Genomic DNA, 18121 nt, shown 5'->3' on the forward strand with positions numbered 1-18121 from the left:
CGTGCCCGAACTCTCCTGTGCCCGCGGCTCAGGCTGCGTTTCGGTGGACTCGATCGGCATCTCGCCGTGCCCTGGCGAGAGGAGGGACGCCTTCGTCACCGGGCTCGGCTGTTTCCGCCGGCTGCCCGATCTCGACACGCGGATCAGTAGATTTCAACGGATGGCGAGTGGAGCCGTGTTACGGGCAGACCAGCTCATCATGGATGCGGCCGCGGGCGCGCGTATTCTCACCGCTGAGGAGCTACACGAGGTACTGGAGCATGTGGCACGGGCCGGCTTCGATCCTAATGCGCGCGAGCGGGCGCGAGGAGAGCTTGCCGGCCTCGTCTGGCAGGGCCAGGTGCTGCGTGGTTCGACGCTGCTGCCGCCGGCCGAGCGGCATTACGTGAAGCATGTGCTTCTGCGCCGAGAGTGGCCGGCGGGCACGTCATTGGAGGACTATCTCGAAAGTGCTCGGCAGACGATCCTGAACTCAGGGAGCAGCGTCTTCGTGAGCGCGTATCAGGGACAGTGGCAGCTCGCGGTGATCGGCGAGTCAGGGAACTGGCGCGGGCCTCATGGGAACGAGTTCATCGTCGTCGAGTATCGCGTCGAAACTGGACACTGGACGACGGTCTTCCAGCCTAGAGACATGTATACTGACTTTATACGAACCGCCGGGAGAGAGCGTGTGCGATGGCTACGACGCAGGATCTGATCGATTTCGAGCTCGACATCTTGAACCGTGCGCTGGATGGGGTGCTCGACCTTGCCGAGGCGGGAGACGAGGAACCGGACACGGTGCGTTATCACGAGATGCTGGTCTGGAACTCCGACATGTCGCGGCTGAAGCTTGACCTCGACCCGGCCTACCGCAGAGGCCAGATGACGCTTGAGCAGCAGGAGCGCTACCGGGTATTGCTCGCGCGGCTCAAGGACGCTCTACCGCTCATCGAGCGGCTGGGCTTTGCCAAGCCACAAGTGTCCTTGGAGCCGTAGCTGAGACGCCTAGCAGCCCACCAATCGGAGAGCGGTACGCGATTGGTCACGGCAACAACCACCGCCGGTGTCAGCCCGCCGCGGGCCGTGAGATCGGCGGCGTGTTCGCGCGCGGAAGCGTCTCGGCCCGTCTGAGATCAGCTACAGATGCCTCAGGGGGAGCGGCCAGACGCTCTAGCTCGCAGTCTATGCCCGTCTGAGATCGGCGCCAGACCAGCCGTGGCGGGCGGATCTGGCCAGGAGGGATGCCCGCCGGTAGCGATCGCTGGCTGCTCCCAGCTACGCTCGGGGGGCCGGCTCGCCCGCGCGCTCGATCACTTCGAAGAGCTGGGCCAGCCGGCGCTCGCGCTCCTCGGCGCTGGCGGCCAGGACGGTCACGTGGCCCAGCTTGCGGCGCGGGCGGGGTGCCTTGCCGTAGATGTGGACGTGCGCGCCGGGGACGCGCAGCAGCGCCTCGAGCGGCGGGAGGCTGCCCAGCAGATTCACCATGCCGGCGTAGCCTCGGAGATTGACCTCACCCAGCGGTAGCCCGAGGATAGCCCGAAGGTGCTGCTCGAACTGGCTAGTCTCGGCGCCCTCGATCGTCCAGTGGCCAGAGTTGTGCACGCGCGGTGCCATCTCGTTGGCCAGGAGCTGGTCGCCCACGACGAAGAACTCGATGGCCAGCATCCCGACGTAGTCGAGCGCGTCGAGCACCCGGCACGCGTAGGCTTCGGCCATCTCCTGGAGGTAGCGTCTCTCGATCCTGGCTGGGGCGCGCGAGCAGAAGAGGATCCCCTCCCGATGCTCGTTCTCGACGATGGGATAGACGATCGTCGAGCCGTCACGGCTCCGCGCTGCGAGTACCGAGACCTCCCGGTCGAACGGCACGAGCCGCTCGAGAAGGCAGGGTACCCCGCCGAGCTGCCGCCAGGCCGCCGAGGCCATCGAGCCGTCCATGATGCGCGCCTGTCCCTTGCCGTCGTAGCCCAGCCGGCGCGTCTTCAAGAGCGCAGGCAGGCCGATCGACGCCAGGGCATGCTCGAGCTCGTCCTCGCTGCTCACCGGCGCGTAGGCTGGCACCGGGATGCCGCAGGCCTCGAACAGGCGCTTCTCGGAGAGCCGATCTTGCGCAGTCTCGAGCGCTCGCGGCGGGGGATAGGCAGGCACCCGGCCGGTGAGCCACTCGACTGCACCGGCCGGCACGTTCTCGAACTCGTACGTGACCAGATCCACGCTCTCGACGAGCGAGCCGAGTGCTTCGGGATCGTCGTACGCGCCCACCACCAGCTCGCCGACTTGGCCGGCTGGGGCATCGGGTGCCGGGTCGAGGAAGCGGAAGCGGAGCCCCAGCGGGTAGCCGGCCAGCGCTAGCATGCGGCCGAGCTGTCCACCGCCGAGGATGCCGATCCTCACCCGACCCTCCTCGTGTCTAGGATCTCTCCCGCGGATCCGGATGCTCGAGCACGGCCCGGGTCTGTGCCTCCCGGTAGCGGCGCAGCGCCTCGCGAATCGCTGGGTACTTCATGCCGAGGATCGCGGCGGCCAGGAGCGCGGCGTTGATGGCACCGGCTCGCCCGATCGCCAGCGTGCCCACCGGCACGCCGGCCGGCATCTGGACGATCGAGAGGAGCGAGTCAAGCCCGTTCAGCGCGTGCGACTGCACTGGCACGCCCAGCACCGGCAGCACCGTCTTGGACGCGGTCATCCCCGGTAGATGAGCGGCGCCGCCGGCTCCGGCGATGATCACCTCCAGGCCGCGCGCCTCGGCGGATCTGGCGTACTCGAAGAGCAAGTCCGGCGTCCGGTGTGCCGAGACGACTCGCACCTCGTGCGGGATGCCGAGCTGCTCGAGCGTGGCAGCGGCGTGGGACAACGTCTCCCAGTCGGAGCGAGAGCCCATGATCACGCCCACGAGGGGGCGATCGGGTACCTGCTCACCATCGTGAAGGCGTGAGGGCTGGCCCTGCATCGCTGGGCGACTCATCCTTCCTAGCTGGAACCATCGCCGGGTACGAGACGCTGCCTGGCCTGCCCGCCTCAGTCCTCGCCTTGTGCCTTGCTGAAGCCAAGCTCTCCGTCGAACGCGAGCAGGCGCTGGATCCGGAACCAGGGATAGCGCTCGCCGATCAGCGATACGAGCTGGAAGATCTGGGCGTCGGTCACGCCGTTGCCAGCCGAGCGTGCCAGGAACCGGCAGCGCCAGTGGTCGACGTAGTCCGTCGTAGCCCCGGTCGGCGGGTAGACCTGCAGTCCCCGGTTGGAGATCAGGTGCAGCCGCAGCGGCGTGCCGTTGGCGAGCTGCTCGAGCGCGGGGCCGAGGGTCTCCGGCATCTCGGCAGCCTCGATATAGACGTCGACCCCAGCGACCCCACGCGAGGATACCTTTACGGTGTCGGGCTCCGGCTTCAGCGGCGGCATCTGGATCGGGCGGTACGTGCGCGACTGCCAGGTGCTGGAGCGCCGTCCCAGGTTGGCGATGATGGCGTCGGTGAACTCGGTCGTGCTCGCAGCGCGCTCGTCCCCCACGACGTCGCGCGTGAGCGCCTTTCCCTCTTCCAGCGTGACGATGACGGCCTGCTCGATCGCCTCGGCGGCATCGAACTCGTCGAGGTAGCGCAGCATCATCACCGCGGTGAGGATCATCGCGGTCGGGTTGATCACGTTCTTGCCGGCGTACTTGGGCGCCGAGCCGTGCACCGGCTCGAAGATCGCGATGCCGTGGCCGAGGTTGGCCGACGGTGCGAAGCCGAGTCCCCCGACCAGCCCGGAGGCGAGGTCGCTGATGATGTCGCCGTTCATATTGGTCGTCACGATGACGTCGAACTGCTCCGGCTGCTTGACGAGCTGGTGGGCGCAGTTGTCGATGATGATGTGCTGCGCCTCGATGTCGGGGTAGTCGCGCGCCACCTCTTCGAAGATGCGCTTGAAGCTGCCCTCGGTGAGCTTGAGGATATTGGACTTGGTCGCGCCGTGGACAGTCTTGCGTCCCTCCGCGCGCGCGAGCTCAAAGGCGAAGCGAATGACTTTTTCGCTCCCTTTCTGGGAGATCAGCTTCGTCGCGTTCCAGACTCCCGGCGTTTCCCGGTATTCGATCGCGGCGTAGAGGTCTTCGATGTTCTCGCGCACGATGACGAGGTCGACCCCTCGGCCCCGGTACGGAGTGGGGATGGCGGGCAATTCCCGCACCGGCCGGACATTGGCGAATGCCTCGAAGAGCTTGCGGAGCGTGACGTTCGCGCTCTTCTCGCCGTATCCCACCGGTGTCTCGAGCGGCCCCTTGAGCACGACCCGCGATCGCAAGATCGACTCGATCGTATCGTCCGGCACGCCGCTGGCGATGCCTTCCTTAAAAACGCTGGCTCCGGCACGCCGCACGTCCCATTCGATCGGCACGCCGGTCGCTTCGACGATCCGGCGAGCCGACTCGACGACCTCTGGCCCGATCCCGTCACCGGGGATCAACGTGACCAGCTTTTTCCCCTCAGGCGTCACGCTGTACTTCATGCTTCTCACTCCGGCGCATTGCTCGCTGAACGCTCGACCGGTCGTATGACCAACCGACCTTACGCGATCAGCCCGGCCGCGTCAACCCTGGACTTGGCTGCCAGCGCTTCCCTCCGCGGTTGGCCGAATGACAATCTCGTGCGATGGAGCGCTTGCCCGGGACGGCTCGATCACCAGTGGGCGAGGGATAAGCGTGTGTTGTCGCGGTGGTATCCACGATCCGTTCTGACGCCCAGAGCTGCACGGACGAGCGCCGTTAAGGAGACCCCTCAATCGCGGGCGGCGGCCTTGGTCGCAGCCAGCGGGAGCCGACCGAGCTGGATGTCCTCGCGCACTAGCTCGGCGACGCGGTTACCGATGCGCACGCTGTAGTTGGTTCCGCGATCCTCGGGATAGATCTGCGCGGTATTAGCCAGATAGACCCCGGGCAAGGGTGTCCGGTGCTCCGGGATGCGGGCCGAGTAGCGCACTGTAATGATCGGTTGCGCCGCCCGCTCGCGGAACACCCAGTAGCGCTCGACCCACTCGGCGGAGAAGTTCGGGTTGATCTTGCGCAGGTGCGGGATCGACTCCTGGAAGACATGCTCGTCGCTCATTCCCAGGTACGGGTGGCTCTGCTCTACATACTTGCTGACGTAGATGAAATGCCAGCCCTGGTAGTGCTCCGGCCCGATGAAGTTCGTGTGCTCGATGATCCCGGTGAAGGGAACCTCCGGGTCGCCGATGTTCAGCCAGTAGATGTCGCTGAGCGGGTGCCGCGACTGGAGCAGCAGCGTGACCGCGGCCTGGTAGACAGTGCCGGTGAGCTTAGCCTTGTAGTCCTCGGGGAGGCCGGGGAAGAGCCGGGCGAACAGTGGCGATGGGATCGTCGCCACGATCGCGTCGTGCCAGGTCTCGACCCCTTCGGTGTCACGCACCACCCACTCGTCGTCGTCTCGCCAGATCGCGGCCGTGCCGACGCCAGCCCGGATCTCGCCGCCCATCTCCCGGATCGCCTCGGCCAGCCGGTCGATCAGCACATTGAAGCTGCCCTCGATATAGCCGAGCCGCTCCGGCTTAAAGAGCGATTCCCGCGACTGCGTGCGCAGGTAGATCTTGTTCCAGAACCAGGCCATCGAGACCTCGCCGGCCCGCGGCCCGAACTTGGCGCGGAGCTGGGGGCCCCAGACGCGCTCGAAGGCGCGCCGGCCGAGTGCCCGCCGCAGCCATTCGGCCGCGGTGACCTCCTCGAACTTGCGCCAATCCCTGACGTGCTGGAGGTAGAACGTCACCAGGCCCAGCCGGAGGCGGTCATGGAGGGGGATCACTCCGAGCCTCAGCACATCGAGCGCGCTGGCCAGCGGATAGATCCGCCCCTGAGCATAGAAGCCGACTTTCGAGGGGAGCCAGAGGAGCCGATCGCCGATGCCCAGCTCCTCGATCAGCGCCACGATGTCCCGGTCACTCATGAACAGGTGGTGATAGAAGTACTCGAGCGCTGTCCCGGCGACCGGAAAGGCTGCCGCCTGTCCGCCGAGCTGGCGGTTCTGCTCCCAGAGCGTTACCTGATGTCCCTGCTGCAGGAGGCGGTATGCCGCGGTGAGCCCGGCGATGCCCCCGCCGATGACGCCGATACGCAACTGCGTCGTCATGGCGTCACCCCCGACAGTCTATGCGGGGACGCGTTGCCGCTGGCCCCGGAGACGGGCCAGAAAGCGGTGAAGCTCCCGGTTCTCCCAGACGACCAGAATCTGGCTGGCGTTGAAGATCGATGAGTACGTGCCACTGATGACTCCGATCAGGAGCGCGAGGACGAAGTAGCGGATCGTCTCGCCGCCGAACAGGAAGAGCGCGAGCAGCGTGAAGACGACAGTGAGCGACGTGTTGAGCGAGCGGACGAGTGTCTGCACTACGCTGTAGTTCACGATCTCCTCGAACGTCGGCGCGGCCCGCCGCGCTAGGTTCTCCCGAATGCGGTCGAAGACGACGATCGTGTCGTGGACGGAGAAGCCGATGATGGTCAGCAGCGCCGTCACGAAGAGCGCGTCCACCTCAACGCCGCGCAGCCAGCCGAGGATCGAAAAGCTGCCCACAACGACGGCGACGTCGTGGAGCATGGCGATGATCGCCGCGATGCCGTAGAGGAATGGGTTGTTGGTATTCCGGAACGCCCAGGCGATGTAGGCCAGGATACCGAGAGACGCCAATGCCACGGCGATCACCGCGCGGTTGCGGATGGCCGTGCCGAGCGTGGGGCCGACCGACTCGATACGCAGCTCGGTGAAGTCACCGAAGCGCTCGCGAAGCGCAGCAGCCAGCTCGGCCTTCTCCGGTGAGCCCTCCTTGAGCTCCTTCATCCGAATGAGGACGACGTTGTCCTGCGAGGTCTGAACGATGGAGTCGGGGTAGCCGCGGGCAGCGAGCACATCCCGCACTTCGCCGGGCTGCACCGGGCGCGACATCTGGAGCTCCCAGAGCGTGCCACCAGTGAAGTCGATGCTCAGGTCGAGGCCGTGCAGCATCAACGAGACGAGCCCCGGGACGATTACGAGGAGCGAGAGCAGGAACCAGTAGTAGCGCTTGCCGACCAGATCGAGCATATCGACGAGCCGTGTCTCCCAGTCGCTAGTCACCCGGTGCCGGCGCTGGCTCCGCCGGCCGCCGTTCCAGGCCGAACCACCACAGGTTGTGGAAGAGCCCGCTCGTCAGCAACACCCGCAGCAGGTTGCGGCTGACGACGATGGCCGTGAACATGCTCACCGCCACGCCGATGAAGAGCGTCAACGCGAACCCCTGGATAATCGTGGCACCCACGTACCGGCCGAACCAGAACAGGATCGCGCAGGTGATCATCGTCGAGATGTTCGAATCGCGGATCGAGGGCCAGGCGTGTTCGAAGCCCTCCTCGATCGCGCGGGCGATCGTCCGCCCGCGGCGCAGCTCTTCTTTCAAGCGCGCGAAGATCAGGACGTTCGCGTCGACCGCCATGCCGATCGACAGGATGAAGCCGGCGATGCCCGGCAGCGTCAGGACTACCGGGATGAGCTTGAAGAGGGCGAACACGAACGAGGTGTACATCAAGAGCGCGATCACCGAGATGATCCCCGGCAAGCGGTAATAGAGGATCATGAACAGCGCCACCAGGCCCAGTCCCACCAGGCCGGCCACGATGCTCTTGTCGATCGAGTCCTGCCCGAGCGTCGGGCCGACCGTGCGGCTCTGCACGACCTCCAGCGGCACGGCCAGCGCGCCGGACTTGAGCTGGAGCACCAGCTCGTTGACTTCCTGCGCGTTCAGCCCAGAGATAATCCCGCGCCCTTCGCAGATCGCGCTCTCGATCTGTGGGGAACTGATCACTTGCTTGTCGACCACGATCGACATCGGGAACCCGACATGGCTGCTGGTGTAGTCGCAGAACTTGCGGGTGGCTTCCCCTTTCAGCTCGAAACCGACCACCAGCGTGCCGAACTGGTCAGTCGTCGGGTAGGCATCTTGCAGATCAGCGCCGGTGATAATCGTCTCGTAGACGGGGCCCTCGGCTTCCGATGTGGCGTCCGGCGTGGGCGTCGCCCCTGCCTCGGGGGTCGGGCTGGCCGTCGTCCCCGCCGGCTCGCCGGCCGCTGGCGTCGACTCCACACCCGGAGTTGCCCCGGGTGACGGTGTCGCTGTTGCCGTCGCGGGGCTAGCCGTTGCCTGGGGCGTCGCCGCCGGCTCTGCGGTCGGCGTTGGCTCGTTGCCGAGAACGTCGCTGGCGGGGCCGGCTGTGGTGTTCACGATGGTGCCCGGCGCCAGGTACTGGCCGTTCGTGTCGATGATCTCCAGCAGCGCGGTGCGCTGGAGCACGCGCACTGCCTGCTCAGGGTCGCGATAGCCGGGCAGCTCGACCAGGATCTGATTGCTCCCGCGGGTCTGGATGACCGGCTCGCTTACCCCCAACCCGTTGACGCGGCGCTCGATCGTGTCCCGGGTGCCCTGGAGCACGTCCTGGGTTACCTCGACACCAGCCGGTGGCCGGGCCTCGAGGACGATCTGGATGCCTCCCTGGAGGTCGAGCCCTTGCTGCACCGTAATCCCCGACTTCCAGCCGAAGGGATCGAGCGTTTGCCCGGGGAGATCGACCCAGACCGCAGCCAGCGTCAGCAGGAGGATGGCAATCAGCGTCTGCCAGGGCTTGATCCGCACAGCAACTTCGCTTTCGTCTCACCGAGCTCGCGGTTTCGGAGCGTCACGTCCGCATCCGCCCTCAGGCCAGCCGCGATTATACACAGGCGCTCCGGCTAGGCACCGGGCGCGGTCGTCGAGGGGGTCACCGCCTGCACGTATAACTGGTTCGCGTAGATGTAGTCTTCGACCTCGCGCGGGACATGGTAGCGGATACTTCGCCCCTCGGCGACGCGCCGGCGGATGTCGCTCGCGGCGATCTGGATGAGCGGCGCGCGGACAAGCTGGATCCGGTCACGCGCGGTCGGCACTGCGGCGATCACCCTGTCGAGATCGATAGTGACACCCGGCCGGAGCGCTACGGCCAGGATGGCCTGGGCCGCGATCCGGTTCGGGTCGTGCCAGTTCGGGAGATCGGCCAGCGAATCTTCGCCCATCAGGAAGAAGAGCTCGTCGCCAGGATACTGGGATCGCAGGATGGCCAGGCTGTCGGCCGTGTAGCATGGCCCGGGACGCTGCACGTCCACGTATGAGATGCCGAAGGCCGGCTCGCCCCCGATCGCCAGATGGAGCATGGCCAGGCGGTGCTGCACCGGGCTAATTGGCCGGCCGATCTTGTGCGGCGGCTGCCCGGCGGGGAGAAAGAGCACGCGGTCGAGCTGGAGCTGTTCGCGGAACTCCTCGGCGATGAGCAAATGACCAAGATGGATAGGGTCGAAGGTGCCGCCGAAGATGCCGAGACGGGCCACGCGCGCTCTGCTCCTTTCCTAGCCTAGGTGACGCCGCTTCACGTCCTGGTAACCTGCTCGGTGCATCGAGCCCTCCGACAGGGTGAACGAATCGTACTACGTGTTGCCGGTTCGCTCTCGTTTTCGCGGGTTGACGGTGGGTGCGGCGCATGGTGAGCTTGCGAGGCGATGGCGAGCGGTCTGGGGAGTACCTGGCTTCATGAGGTGTGGAGCGGCGTGGGGGAGCGCTGGGAGCCACCGCGGCGAGCGCTGATCGAGGCCGCAGAGCGGCGTCGCCGGTCGAGGCCGCGGCTCTCGGCGGCTGGCCTCGGCGAGGGACTCGGTATGGCCGCCGGTCGCTGGCTGGCGGGCATAACCTGTACGGCAGCGGCGGTGGCGTATGCGCGTGGGCCGCTGGCGTTCGCCTTGACAGCTCTGCTGGTCGCGCTGGTCGTGGGCGGGTTGGCGAGCCGCTGGGCGCTGCCGGCTCGCTGGCGGGCCACCTGGCTGGCCGACGCCTGGACGCTCGGACTGATCACGCCGCTGGCCACGGTCAACGCGTACGTGGCGACGCAAGACCGCGCACTCACAGGCGTGGAGGCGTCGCTCTACTTCGAGACTGCGCTGGCGCTGTGCGCGGCCATTATCGGGCTGCTCCTGCTCGGCCGGCGGCTCGCGCGCGGCGACACTGCCTTACGGGCCTATGTCCTGCTCCCCGCGGCTCTGCAAGCGGCCGTCCTGTTACCGAGCGCGCGGCAGGGCGACCCACGCTCGTTGCTGGTTGCGCTCGGGGGCATGTACCTGGCGGCGGGGACGATCACCACGCTGGGTTGGGCGCTGCCCGGCAAGGCGCGCGGCTGGCTTGCGCTCGCTGGCCTGCTGCTCTACCTCGGGCTGGTCGGGATCGTCACCGGCGGGCTGGCCTCACTCTTCAGCCGGCCCTCGCCGGTTCCACTCGTGCACCTGCTGATCTCGCTGGCGGGCGTCTTGATGCTGGCTGTCGAAGGGCCGATCGAAGCGAATCCCCCTCGGCGAGCCGCACGTCTCGGGACAAGCACGCGGAGGCCGAGCGCCCCCGGTCATCGACGGGCCGAGCCGCCGGAGCAGCCCTAACCCGCCGCGGGGTCCTCGTCCGCGATCTCGCTCGGTTGGAGATGCTGCTCGGCCGAAGACTCGACCACGGTCAGCGAGGCCACCTCGTCGCCGTCCTGCAAGCGCATCAGGCTGACCCCGCGGGCGCTCCGCCCGAGGCGCGGCACCTGGTCGGATCGAATCAGAATGACCTTGCCCCGGCAGCTCATTAGGACGATGGTTCCCTGCGCTCCGACGACCCGGGCCGCTGCGACCGGCCCGGTCTGCGGTGTCACCTTCAGGGCGATGATCCCGCTGCCGCCGCGACCCTGCCGGCGAAACTCGTCCAGCGAGGTGCGCTTGCCAACACCGTGCCGCGAGACGATCAGGAGGTCGCCTCCCGGCCGTACCACCTCGGCCGCGATCACCTCGTCACCCTCGTCCAGCCGGATGCCGATCACCCCGGCCGCTGCTCGTCCCATCGGGCGCACGTCGGTCTCGGAGAACCGGATCGCCTGCCCGCGCGCGGTGGCCAGGATCACCTCGTCCTTGCCCGACGTCGGCTGCACCCAGCACAACTCGTCGCCGTCCTCTAGACTGATCGCGATCAGGCCGGAGGATCGCACGCTGCTGAACTCCTCCAGGCGCGTGCGCTTCACGCGGCCCTGGCGCGTGCACATGAAGAGGTAGGTGGCGCCAGCGAAGTCCCGCACCGGGACGAGCACGGTAATCTCCTCGTCCGGTTGGACATTGATCAGATTCACCACCGGGATACCCCGCGCGCTCCGGCCGGCGTCCGGGATCTCGTGCACCGGGAGCTGGAAGACCCGCCCTCGGTTGGTGAAGAAGAGCATGGCGTCGTGGGTGGTGGCGTGGACGACATGGCGCACCTGATCCTCGTCGCGGACGGTGATCCCGTTGACCCCGCGACCGCCGCGGTGCTGCGTCCGGTAGGCTCCGTTCGGGTTGCGCTTGATGTAGCCGCGCTCGGTGATCGTGACCAGGACGTCGACCTTGGGAATGAGGTCCTCCTCGGTCATCTCGCCGCTGATGTCCTGGATCACGGTACGGCGTGGGTCGTTATACCGCTCCTTGAGGTCGGCCAGTTCCTTCTTGATCACGCCCAGGATCTTGGCCGGGTCGGCGAGCAACGCTTGCAGCTCAGCGATCTTACGCTGGATTTCGCGATACTCGTCCTCGATTTTCTGCCGTTCGAGCGCGGCCAGCCGGCGGAGCTGCATATCGAGGATCGCGTTCGCCTGGATCTCGGTCAGCGAGAAGCGAGTCATCAGGTTCGTCCGGGCCTCGTCGGCCGAGCTCGACTCGCGGATCGTCTGGATGACCGCGTCGAGGTGGTCGAGCGCGATCATCAGCCCTTCGAGGACGTGAGCCCGGCGCTGGGCCTGTTCGAGGTCGTGCTCAGTGCGCCGGCGCACGATCTCTTGCCTGTGCTCGATGTAGAGCTGCAGCGCCCGCTTCAGCGTCAGCAGGCGTGGCTGCGTGCCGTCCACCAGCGCCAGCATGTTGACGCCGAACGTCGTCTGGAGCTGGGTGTGCTTGAACAGGTTGTTGAGCACCGTGCGCGGCTGGGCGTCGCGCTTCAGCTCGATGACGATGCGCATGCCGTTGCGGTCGGATTCGTCGCGGAGGTCGTGGATGCCCTCCAGTCGCCCGGTTTTGACCAGTTCAGCGATCTTCTCGATCAGCGCGGCCTTGTTGACCTGATAGGGCAACTCGGTAACGATGATCGAGTAGCGGTTGCCACGAGCAGCCTCTTCGATATGCGCGCGGGCACGGACGACCACCCGGCCTCGCCCGGTCGCGTAGGCGGCGAGGACGCCTTCCCGGCCGAGGATCACGCCGCCGGTCGGGAAGTCCGGCCCGGGGATGATCTCCGCCAGCTCCTCGACGGTCGCCTCAGGGTTGTCGATCAGGTAGATCAACGCATCGCAGACTTCACCTAGGTTGTGGGGCGGGATGTTGGTGGCCATGCCGACCGCGATGCCGGAGGCTCCGTTGACCAGCAAGTTCGGCAGGCGAGCGGGCAGGACGACCGGCTCACGGGCGCTGTCATCGTAGTTGGGAGCGAAGTCGACCGTCTGCTTCTCGATGTCGGCCAGCATCTCCTCGGCGATGGGCGCGAGCCGGGCCTCGGTGTACCGCATGGCTGCCGCGCTGTCACCGTCGACGGAGCCGAAGTTGCCCTGCCCGTCGATCAGGGGGTAACGGAGAGAGAACGGCTGCACCATCCGGACGAGCGCGTCGTAGACGGCGGCATCGCCGTGGGGGTGATACGACTTCAGGACTTCGCCGACGATGCCAGCGCTCTTCCGGTACTTGGCGTTGGGCCGGAGTCCCATCTCGTGCATGCCGTAGAGGATGCGGCGCTGCACCGGCTTGAGGCCGTCGCGCACGTCGGGCAGCGCTCGCTGGACGATCACGCTCATCGCGTAGTCGAGATACGAGCGCCGCATCTCTTCGTCGATGCTGACCTGTTCGACTCGGCCGATATCCACGGTTTCCAACTCCCTTGCCGGTTCAACGTCCGGCCGGTAGAACGTACAGGTCGATTGTACCACGTTGGGCTTGGCGATGCCGAAAATGCGGCCGTGACGGGCTGTCACGGGGTGGCCAGTGGTCAGCCTCGGGTGGCTTCCTCGACGGGGTATTGGGCGAGTTCCGGTGGGATCTGGCCGATCGCTTCGCCTTGCGGCACCACCTCGGCGAGCGGGCGATCCCATACCCGCTGGAGTACCGACCACTGCCCGGGATCGACGCGGATCATGCGCTCGAGCGCCCGGGCGACGAGCTTCATGTTCTCGTCCAGGTCGCGTTCCTCGTCGCCAGTCCGAACCAGTTCGAGCGGCGCTTCGACGAAGACGACCGATTTGCGAGTCGATCTCCGAACGGTATAGGCGGGGAGCAGCGTCGCGCCGGTACGAAGGGCGAGCACGACCGGGCCGACTGGGAGAGAGGCGGGCGCATCGAAGAACCGCACGATCCGAGCATGGCCGGTGACATCCCGGTCGCCAGCGACGAGCAAGATGCCGTTCTTGCGCAGCAGCCGCAGGATCGGCAGCACCGAGCCGGCGCCCGGTGGCAGCACGGTGATGCCCATGGCCGAGCGGAGCCGGGCCAGGTACCGGAACAGCTCGGGGGGCTGCACTTGCTCCGCGATCACGGCGGCCTGGAGCCCGAGTGTAGCCGGGTATTGCGCGACCACGCTGAAGTTGCCCAGGTGGGCAGACAGCACGATGACGCCCTTGCCGCGAGCCAGCGCGGCCTCCAGGTGCGGCCAGCCGTGGACCTCGATCAACTCGGTCAAGCGGTCGCGGTCGACCGAGCGCAGGCGAACCAGATCGTAATAGTTCATCGTGGCGGTGATGAAGACCCGCGCGGCCTGGCGCTGGCGCCAGAGCCAGCTTCGCTGGGGCGCGACGTGACGCAGGTTATCGAGGACGGCACGGCGGGTGCGCAGCTTGAGCAGGTAGAGCACCAGGCCGATCACCCGGCAGATCCAGTAGCCCGCGCGGGCAGGGACGATCGGCGTGAGCAGCGCACCCACCCGCATTGCCCAGAGCAGCCACATGCTCATCTCCTATCGGCGACGAACTCGGGCAATGCCCGCTCTGCCGGAGCCTCCCAGAGCGCATGCGCACAAAGCCACTGGTCGGTGAAGCCGCGGATGGCCGCCTCGGCCGCCGTGCCCAGTGACGCGACCCAAGGCTCTCGTTCCTCAGCCGGATCCCCGGCGAGCGGCGTCAGATCGAGCAAGAGCGTACGCCAGCCAGGACGGAATACGAGTGTAGCAAAACACGCGCGCTGGCCAGCGAACTGTTCCACTGGCGGCAGCGAGACCCGTGCGGGCGCCCGGAAGAGCGGCAGATCCCAGCCAGGGCTGGCCGGCTGGCCGTCGAGGAGGTGAAGCTGTGCCGGGGACCGCTGCTCGCCCAGATGAAGGCCGACTATCCGCTCGAGCAGAGGCCAGGCTCCGAGGCGGACGGTGAGCAGCATGTCGGGTGGCTGCGCCTGAGCGGCCCACAAGCTCCGATAGTTCCGGACCACGACGCGCGTCAGCAACGCCAGGTCGTCGAGAGAACCCAGGCGCCGGGTGGCCGCGCTGATACGGCGCCAGTTGGACAGCACCTGGCGGGCGAGCGCGCCCACGGCTGGACTCGTAGACGGCTCGTGCAGGACATAGGACAGGTTGAGCCGGAGGATCGCCTCTTGCGACCGGATCTCGTCCATCACCTGGTACCACGGTGCTGAAAGGGGCAGCGAGCCCTGCCCGCTGCCCCCTCGCCTGCGAGTGTCGGTACGAACGGTACCTGGTCGACTCAGCTCTCCGCCGGGATGTACCGCTCGCGCTGGGCAGCGGTCTCGCGGATGAATGCCTCGACCAGCTCGCGCGCTTCCTCGTCCCGGTACTGGACGGGTGGCGACTTCATGAAATAGGCGCTCGGCCCGATCAAGGCGCCGCTGATGCCGGCATCGAGCGCGAGCTTGGCGCAGCGGATCGCGTCGATCACCACGCCGGCGGAGTTCGGCGAGTCCCAGACCTCGAGCTTCAGCTCCAGGTTGATCGGTACGTCGCCGAACGTGGTGCCCTCAATACGAATGTGGCACCACTTGCGGTCCTGGAGCCAGGGGATGTAGTCGCTGGGGCCGACGTGGATGTTCTCGTCAGGAATCGGGTAGTCGAGCTGGCTGAGCACGGCGTTGGTCTTGGAGATCTTCTTCGACTCGAGCCGCTCGCGCTCCAGCATATTCAGGAAGTCGGTGTTGCCGCCGAAGTTGAGCTGGTAGGTGCGGTCGATGCGCACGCCGCGGTCGGCCAGCAGGCGGGTCAACACCCGGTGGGTGATGGTGGCGCCGACCTGGCTCTTGATGTCATCACCGATCACCGGCAGCCCGCGGTCGCGGAAGCGCTTCTGCCAGTACTCCTCACGGGCGATGAAGACCGGGATGCAGTTCACGAATGCGCACCCGGCGTCGAGGACCTGCTCGACATACCACTTGGTCGCCATCTCGCTGCCGACCGGCAAGTAGTTGATGACGACATCGGTCTGGGTCTCCTTGAGGATCCCGACGATGTCCGCCGTCGGGCCTGGCGCCTTAGTGATGATCTGCGAGAGATACTTGCCGAGGCCGTCGTGTGTCATACCGCGGTAGACAGGGACACCGAGGTAAGGAACGTCGGTGAACTTATAGGTGTTGTTCGGCGGCGCGAAGATTGCCTCCGAGAGGTCCTTGCCTACCTTGTTAGAGTCGATGTCGAACGCGGCGGTGAACTCGATGTCGCCGACGTGATAGCCGCCGAGGTCGACGTGCATCAGGCCGGGGACGAACTGGTCGGGATCGGCGTTCCGGTAGTAGTGGACTCCCTGCACCAGCGAGGAGGCACAGTTTCCGACGCCGATGATGGCTACGCGGATCTTCTTGCTACCCACAGCTCCTCCACGATCCTCTCTGACGACGCGAGATCCGGCCTGCGTGGCATCTGCCGGCCGCCCGGCTCATAGCCGTATCCGACTCATTGTACGGTCCAGGATGGAATCTCGTCAATTTTCCGCGATGGGGCGTGGTTGTCCCATGTGCGGGCAGCGAAACGGGACCAGGGATAGAGATGCATGCTCGTCACGCCGGTTCCCGCTGTGGCGAGTCCTCAGTCTCGATCTCTGTTACCTGCGGAGCCAGGAGCGCGAGCCCCTCCGGCAGTGGTACCGCCGTGGTCCGTTGCCACCACCAGAGGATCGGGACGCCGGCCCCGAGGTACACGAGCACAGTCGCGTCTGCACCCGGCGACAGCGTCCGGCCGGCGAGTCCCGGCACGCTAGCAGCGACTTCCGCGATCCAAACGACCCAGCGTCCTGGCAGCCAGGCCAGCACGCCCAGCGCATCGGCAGCAACGGGATGTGCGAGCGAGGCGGCCGCGACCAGCACGCCGCCTGCCATGACTGGTGCCACGGCCGGCCCGACGAGCAGGTTCGCCACCGGCGCGACGAGCGAGTAGGCGCCGAACCAGTGCAGGAGGAGTGGCGACACCGCGAGCTGCGTCGTGACTGGCAGCACGATCGCCCCTATCCAGGCCGGATACCGGGCGATCTGTGGCCCGAGCAATGCCAGCGCCGCGGTCGAGAGCGCCGAGAGCTGAAACGCCACGTCGAACCGTATCGCCGGTTGAACGGCGATCATTGCGACGACCGACCAGAGCAGCGCGGTGACCGGGTCGCGCGGGCGTCCTCGCCAGCGCGCGGCCAGGTACAGGCTCGCCATCAGCGAGGCGCGCACGACCGGCGGCTGGAGGCCGACGAGATACGCATAGCTCCAGATGATGCCCGCTACCACGGGCAAGCGTCGTCGCACGCTCAACCAGCGTCGCAACCCGAGTTCGCACACGCCAGTCACCACCGCCACATTCCAGCCGCTCACCGCCGTCAAGTGCGTCAACCCGGCGGCCTGGAACGCCTGCCGCGTCGGGCCAGTCATCCGGCTGTCGTCCCCCAGCAGCACGCCGAGTGTCAGCGTGCCGGCTGGTTCCGCCACGCTCCGCAGCACGCGCTCGCCGATGGCCTCGTGGGCGCGCGTTCGCAGGCGTTGCAGTGACGTCGCCTCGCTGCCTTCGACCGTGAAGTCGAAGACGCGGAGCGTTGCCACACCCCCACTCCTCGACTGTGCTCGCTCAGCGACGACAAGCTCGCCTGCCCCGGACAGCACGTCTCCTTGCCGCACTGTCGCCGTCGGGGGTAAGCGCGCGAGCACAGTGGCCTCGACCGGCGAGCGCAGCCGGAGCAGCGCATCAGTGCGCTCGGGATAGACGCGGGGCATGTTGAGGACGACGCCCGTGAAGCGGTGCCTCCCGGCGACGTCGGGCGGGAGCGTGGCCGGCGAGGGCGCCGTCGCAACCCGCGCGGCGCCGGCCAGCAGGCAAACGAGAGCCGCCATCGATGCCAACCGGACGTGCCTGGTAGGCCAGACGACGGAGACGAGCGCGGCACCGGCCACAGCGGTCACCGCTGCCGCGAGAGCCAGTCCCAGATCGTGCGCGAGCACGCCGCTGAGAAAGGCGAGGCCGAGCCAGAGGCCGATCACGGCACTCCACCGACGGTCACCAGATCGCGCAGCTCGTCGACCATGCGCGGCGAGATGCCCCGCACTCGAGCCAGCTCATCCACTGACTGGAACGGGCCGTGCTCCGTCCGGTAGGCGACGATGCGCTCGGCTAACGCCGGGCCGATCCCGGGCAATGTCTCGAGCTCGTCAGCCGATGCCGCGTTGATGTCGATCAGCGTCGAGCCTGGTTGCGCGGGTGCCGTTGCAGTGGTGCCCTCTGCAACCTGGGCCTGCCGCTCGGGGACGACGATGCTTTGCCCGTCTCGCAGTCGCTCGGCGAGCGGCAGGCGGGACGTATCGGCGCTGGGCAACAGGCCGGCACGGTCGAGCGCGTCCGCCAGCCGGCTGCCAGTCGGCAGAGTGTACAACCCCGGCTTCGCCACCGCCCCGTCTACATACACGGTGATATCCGCAGGTGTCTCGAGCGGTTCGACGCGCAGGACGAGGTCGCCCTGCCCGCGCTCCTGCCGGAGCAGCGCGAGCGCCAGCGCGACGAGCAGTCCAACAACGAATCCGAGGATCAGCGTCTGGATCGGGGTGAATCGCTGCAACCGCCCCACGCCCTCTGCCTTCCCGTCGTGGCTCTGCCCACTGTTTGGCTGATC

The 18121-nt window shown here is 67.1% G+C and carries 16 protein-coding genes; 3 read left to right on the forward strand and 13 right to left on the reverse strand.

The features are described from left to right. The first annotated feature begins 43 nt into the window (after positions 1-43). Positions 44-697 (forward strand): hypothetical protein, encoded by a 654-nt coding sequence (locus tag NET02_RS04045; protein ID WP_284056091.1) that lies wholly within the window; start codon positions 44-46, stop codon positions 695-697. Then, positions 676-978, forward strand: a complete 303-nt coding sequence (locus NET02_RS04050) for a hypothetical protein (protein WP_284056092.1) — start codon at positions 676-678, stop codon at positions 976-978. The genes NET02_RS04045 and NET02_RS04050 overlap by 22 nt, the downstream gene beginning before the upstream one ends. A 279-nt stretch (positions 979-1257) precedes the next feature. On the opposite strand, the gene NET02_RS04055 is transcribed toward NET02_RS04050, so the two are convergent. The 7 genes from NET02_RS04055 to nadD all read right to left on the reverse strand — a co-directional run bounded on the left by NET02_RS04055 (position 1258) and on the right by nadD (position 9353). Continuing rightward, complete coding sequence (locus NET02_RS04055) at positions 1258-2373, reverse strand: 5-(carboxyamino)imidazole ribonucleotide synthase (protein WP_284056093.1); 1116 nt, start codon at positions 2371-2373, stop codon at positions 1258-1260. Between the two features lie 16 nt (positions 2374-2389). Further along, entirely contained in the window at positions 2390-2929 is a 540-nt protein-coding gene (gene purE / locus NET02_RS04060; RefSeq protein WP_284056264.1) for a 5-(carboxyamino)imidazole ribonucleotide mutase, read from the reverse strand. Between the two features lie 68 nt (positions 2930-2997). Continuing rightward, positions 2998-4464, reverse strand: a complete 1467-nt coding sequence (locus NET02_RS04065; protein ID WP_284056094.1) for an NADP-dependent isocitrate dehydrogenase — start codon at positions 4462-4464, stop codon at positions 2998-3000. Between the two features lie 269 nt (positions 4465-4733). Further along, positions 4734-6095: an NAD(P)/FAD-dependent oxidoreductase gene (locus NET02_RS04070; protein ID WP_284056095.1), complete on the reverse strand. Its 1362-nt coding sequence runs from the start codon at positions 6093-6095 to the stop codon at positions 4734-4736. 18 nt (positions 6096-6113) lie between these two features. Further along, entirely contained in the window at positions 6114-7043 is a 930-nt protein-coding gene (secF, locus tag NET02_RS04075) for a protein translocase subunit SecF (protein WP_347710999.1), read from the reverse strand. A 25-nt stretch (positions 7044-7068) separates the two neighbouring features. After that, positions 7069-8625, reverse strand: coding sequence for a protein translocase subunit SecD (gene secD / locus NET02_RS04080; RefSeq protein ID WP_284056097.1), 1557 nt, complete (start codon positions 8623-8625; stop codon positions 7069-7071). 95 nt (positions 8626-8720) lie between these two features. Then, positions 8721-9353 (reverse strand): nicotinate-nucleotide adenylyltransferase, encoded by a 633-nt coding sequence (nadD, locus tag NET02_RS04085; protein ID WP_284056098.1) that lies wholly within the window; start codon positions 9351-9353, stop codon positions 8721-8723. A 216-nt stretch (positions 9354-9569) separates the two neighbouring features. Here nadD and NET02_RS04090 point away from each other — a divergent pair, with 216 nt between their 5' ends. Continuing rightward, positions 9570-10445, forward strand: a complete 876-nt coding sequence (locus tag NET02_RS04090; protein ID WP_284056099.1) for a hypothetical protein — start codon at positions 9570-9572, stop codon at positions 10443-10445. On the opposite strand, the gene gyrA is transcribed toward NET02_RS04090, so the two are convergent. The 6 genes from gyrA to NET02_RS04120 all read right to left on the reverse strand — a co-directional run bounded on the left by gyrA (position 10442) and on the right by NET02_RS04120 (position 18076). Then, positions 10442-12919, reverse strand: coding sequence for a DNA gyrase subunit A (gene gyrA, locus NET02_RS04095; RefSeq protein ID WP_284056100.1), 2478 nt, complete (start codon positions 12917-12919; stop codon positions 10442-10444). The genes NET02_RS04090 and gyrA overlap by 4 nt on opposite strands. A 122-nt stretch (positions 12920-13041) precedes the next feature. Further along, a complete protein-coding gene (locus NET02_RS04100; protein WP_284056101.1) occupies positions 13042-13992 on the reverse strand; it encodes a lysophospholipid acyltransferase family protein in 951 nt (316 codons plus the stop codon). A gap of 2 nt (positions 13993-13994) precedes the next feature. After that, positions 13995-14651: a hypothetical protein gene (locus NET02_RS04105; RefSeq protein WP_284056102.1), complete on the reverse strand. Its 657-nt coding sequence runs from the start codon at positions 14649-14651 to the stop codon at positions 13995-13997. Positions 14652-14740: 89 nt separating this feature from the next. After that, positions 14741-15853 carry an inositol-3-phosphate synthase gene (locus NET02_RS04110; RefSeq protein ID WP_284056103.1) on the reverse strand — a complete coding sequence of 371 codons (1113 nt, stop codon included), beginning with the start codon at positions 15851-15853 and terminating at the stop codon, positions 14741-14743. Positions 15854-16040: 187 nt separating this feature from the next. After that, entirely contained in the window at positions 16041-17495 is a 1455-nt protein-coding gene (locus tag NET02_RS04115) for a ComEC/Rec2 family competence protein (protein ID WP_284056104.1), read from the reverse strand. After that, positions 17492-18076, reverse strand: a complete 585-nt coding sequence (locus NET02_RS04120) for a ComEA family DNA-binding protein (protein ID WP_284056105.1) — start codon at positions 18074-18076, stop codon at positions 17492-17494. The genes NET02_RS04115 and NET02_RS04120 overlap by 4 nt, the downstream gene beginning before the upstream one ends. Between the last annotated feature and the right edge of the window lie 45 nt (positions 18077-18121).

Origin of the sequence: Thermalbibacter longus (genome assembly GCF_023806485.1) — a bacterium.
Lineage (GTDB): Bacteria > Chloroflexota > Chloroflexia > Thermomicrobiales > Thermomicrobiaceae > Thermalbibacter > Thermalbibacter longus.

Bases quoted from the DNA above. Each gene is read 5' to 3' on its own strand.
- NET02_RS04050 (WP_284056092.1), top strand. From the start codon at position 676: ATGGCTACGACGCAGGATCTGATCGATTTCGAGCTCGACATCTTGAAC.
- purE (WP_284056264.1), bottom strand. From the start codon at position 2,929: ATGCAGGGCCAGCCCTCACGCCTTCACGATGGTGAGCAGGTACCCGAT.
- NET02_RS04065 (WP_284056094.1), bottom strand. From the start codon at position 4,464: ATGAAGTACAGCGTGACGCCTGAGGGGAAAAAGCTGGTCACGTTGATC.
- NET02_RS04070 (WP_284056095.1), bottom strand. From the start codon at position 6,095: ATGACGACGCAGTTGCGTATCGGCGTCATCGGCGGGGGCATCGCCGGG.
- secF (WP_347710999.1), bottom strand. From the start codon at position 7,043: ATGCTCGATCTGGTCGGCAAGCGCTACTACTGGTTCCTGCTCTCGCTC.
- NET02_RS04100 (WP_284056101.1), bottom strand. From the start codon at position 13,992: ATGTGGCTGCTCTGGGCAATGCGGGTGGGTGCGCTGCTCACGCCGATC.
- NET02_RS04105 (WP_284056102.1), bottom strand. From the start codon at position 14,651: ATGGACGAGATCCGGTCGCAAGAGGCGATCCTCCGGCTCAACCTGTCC.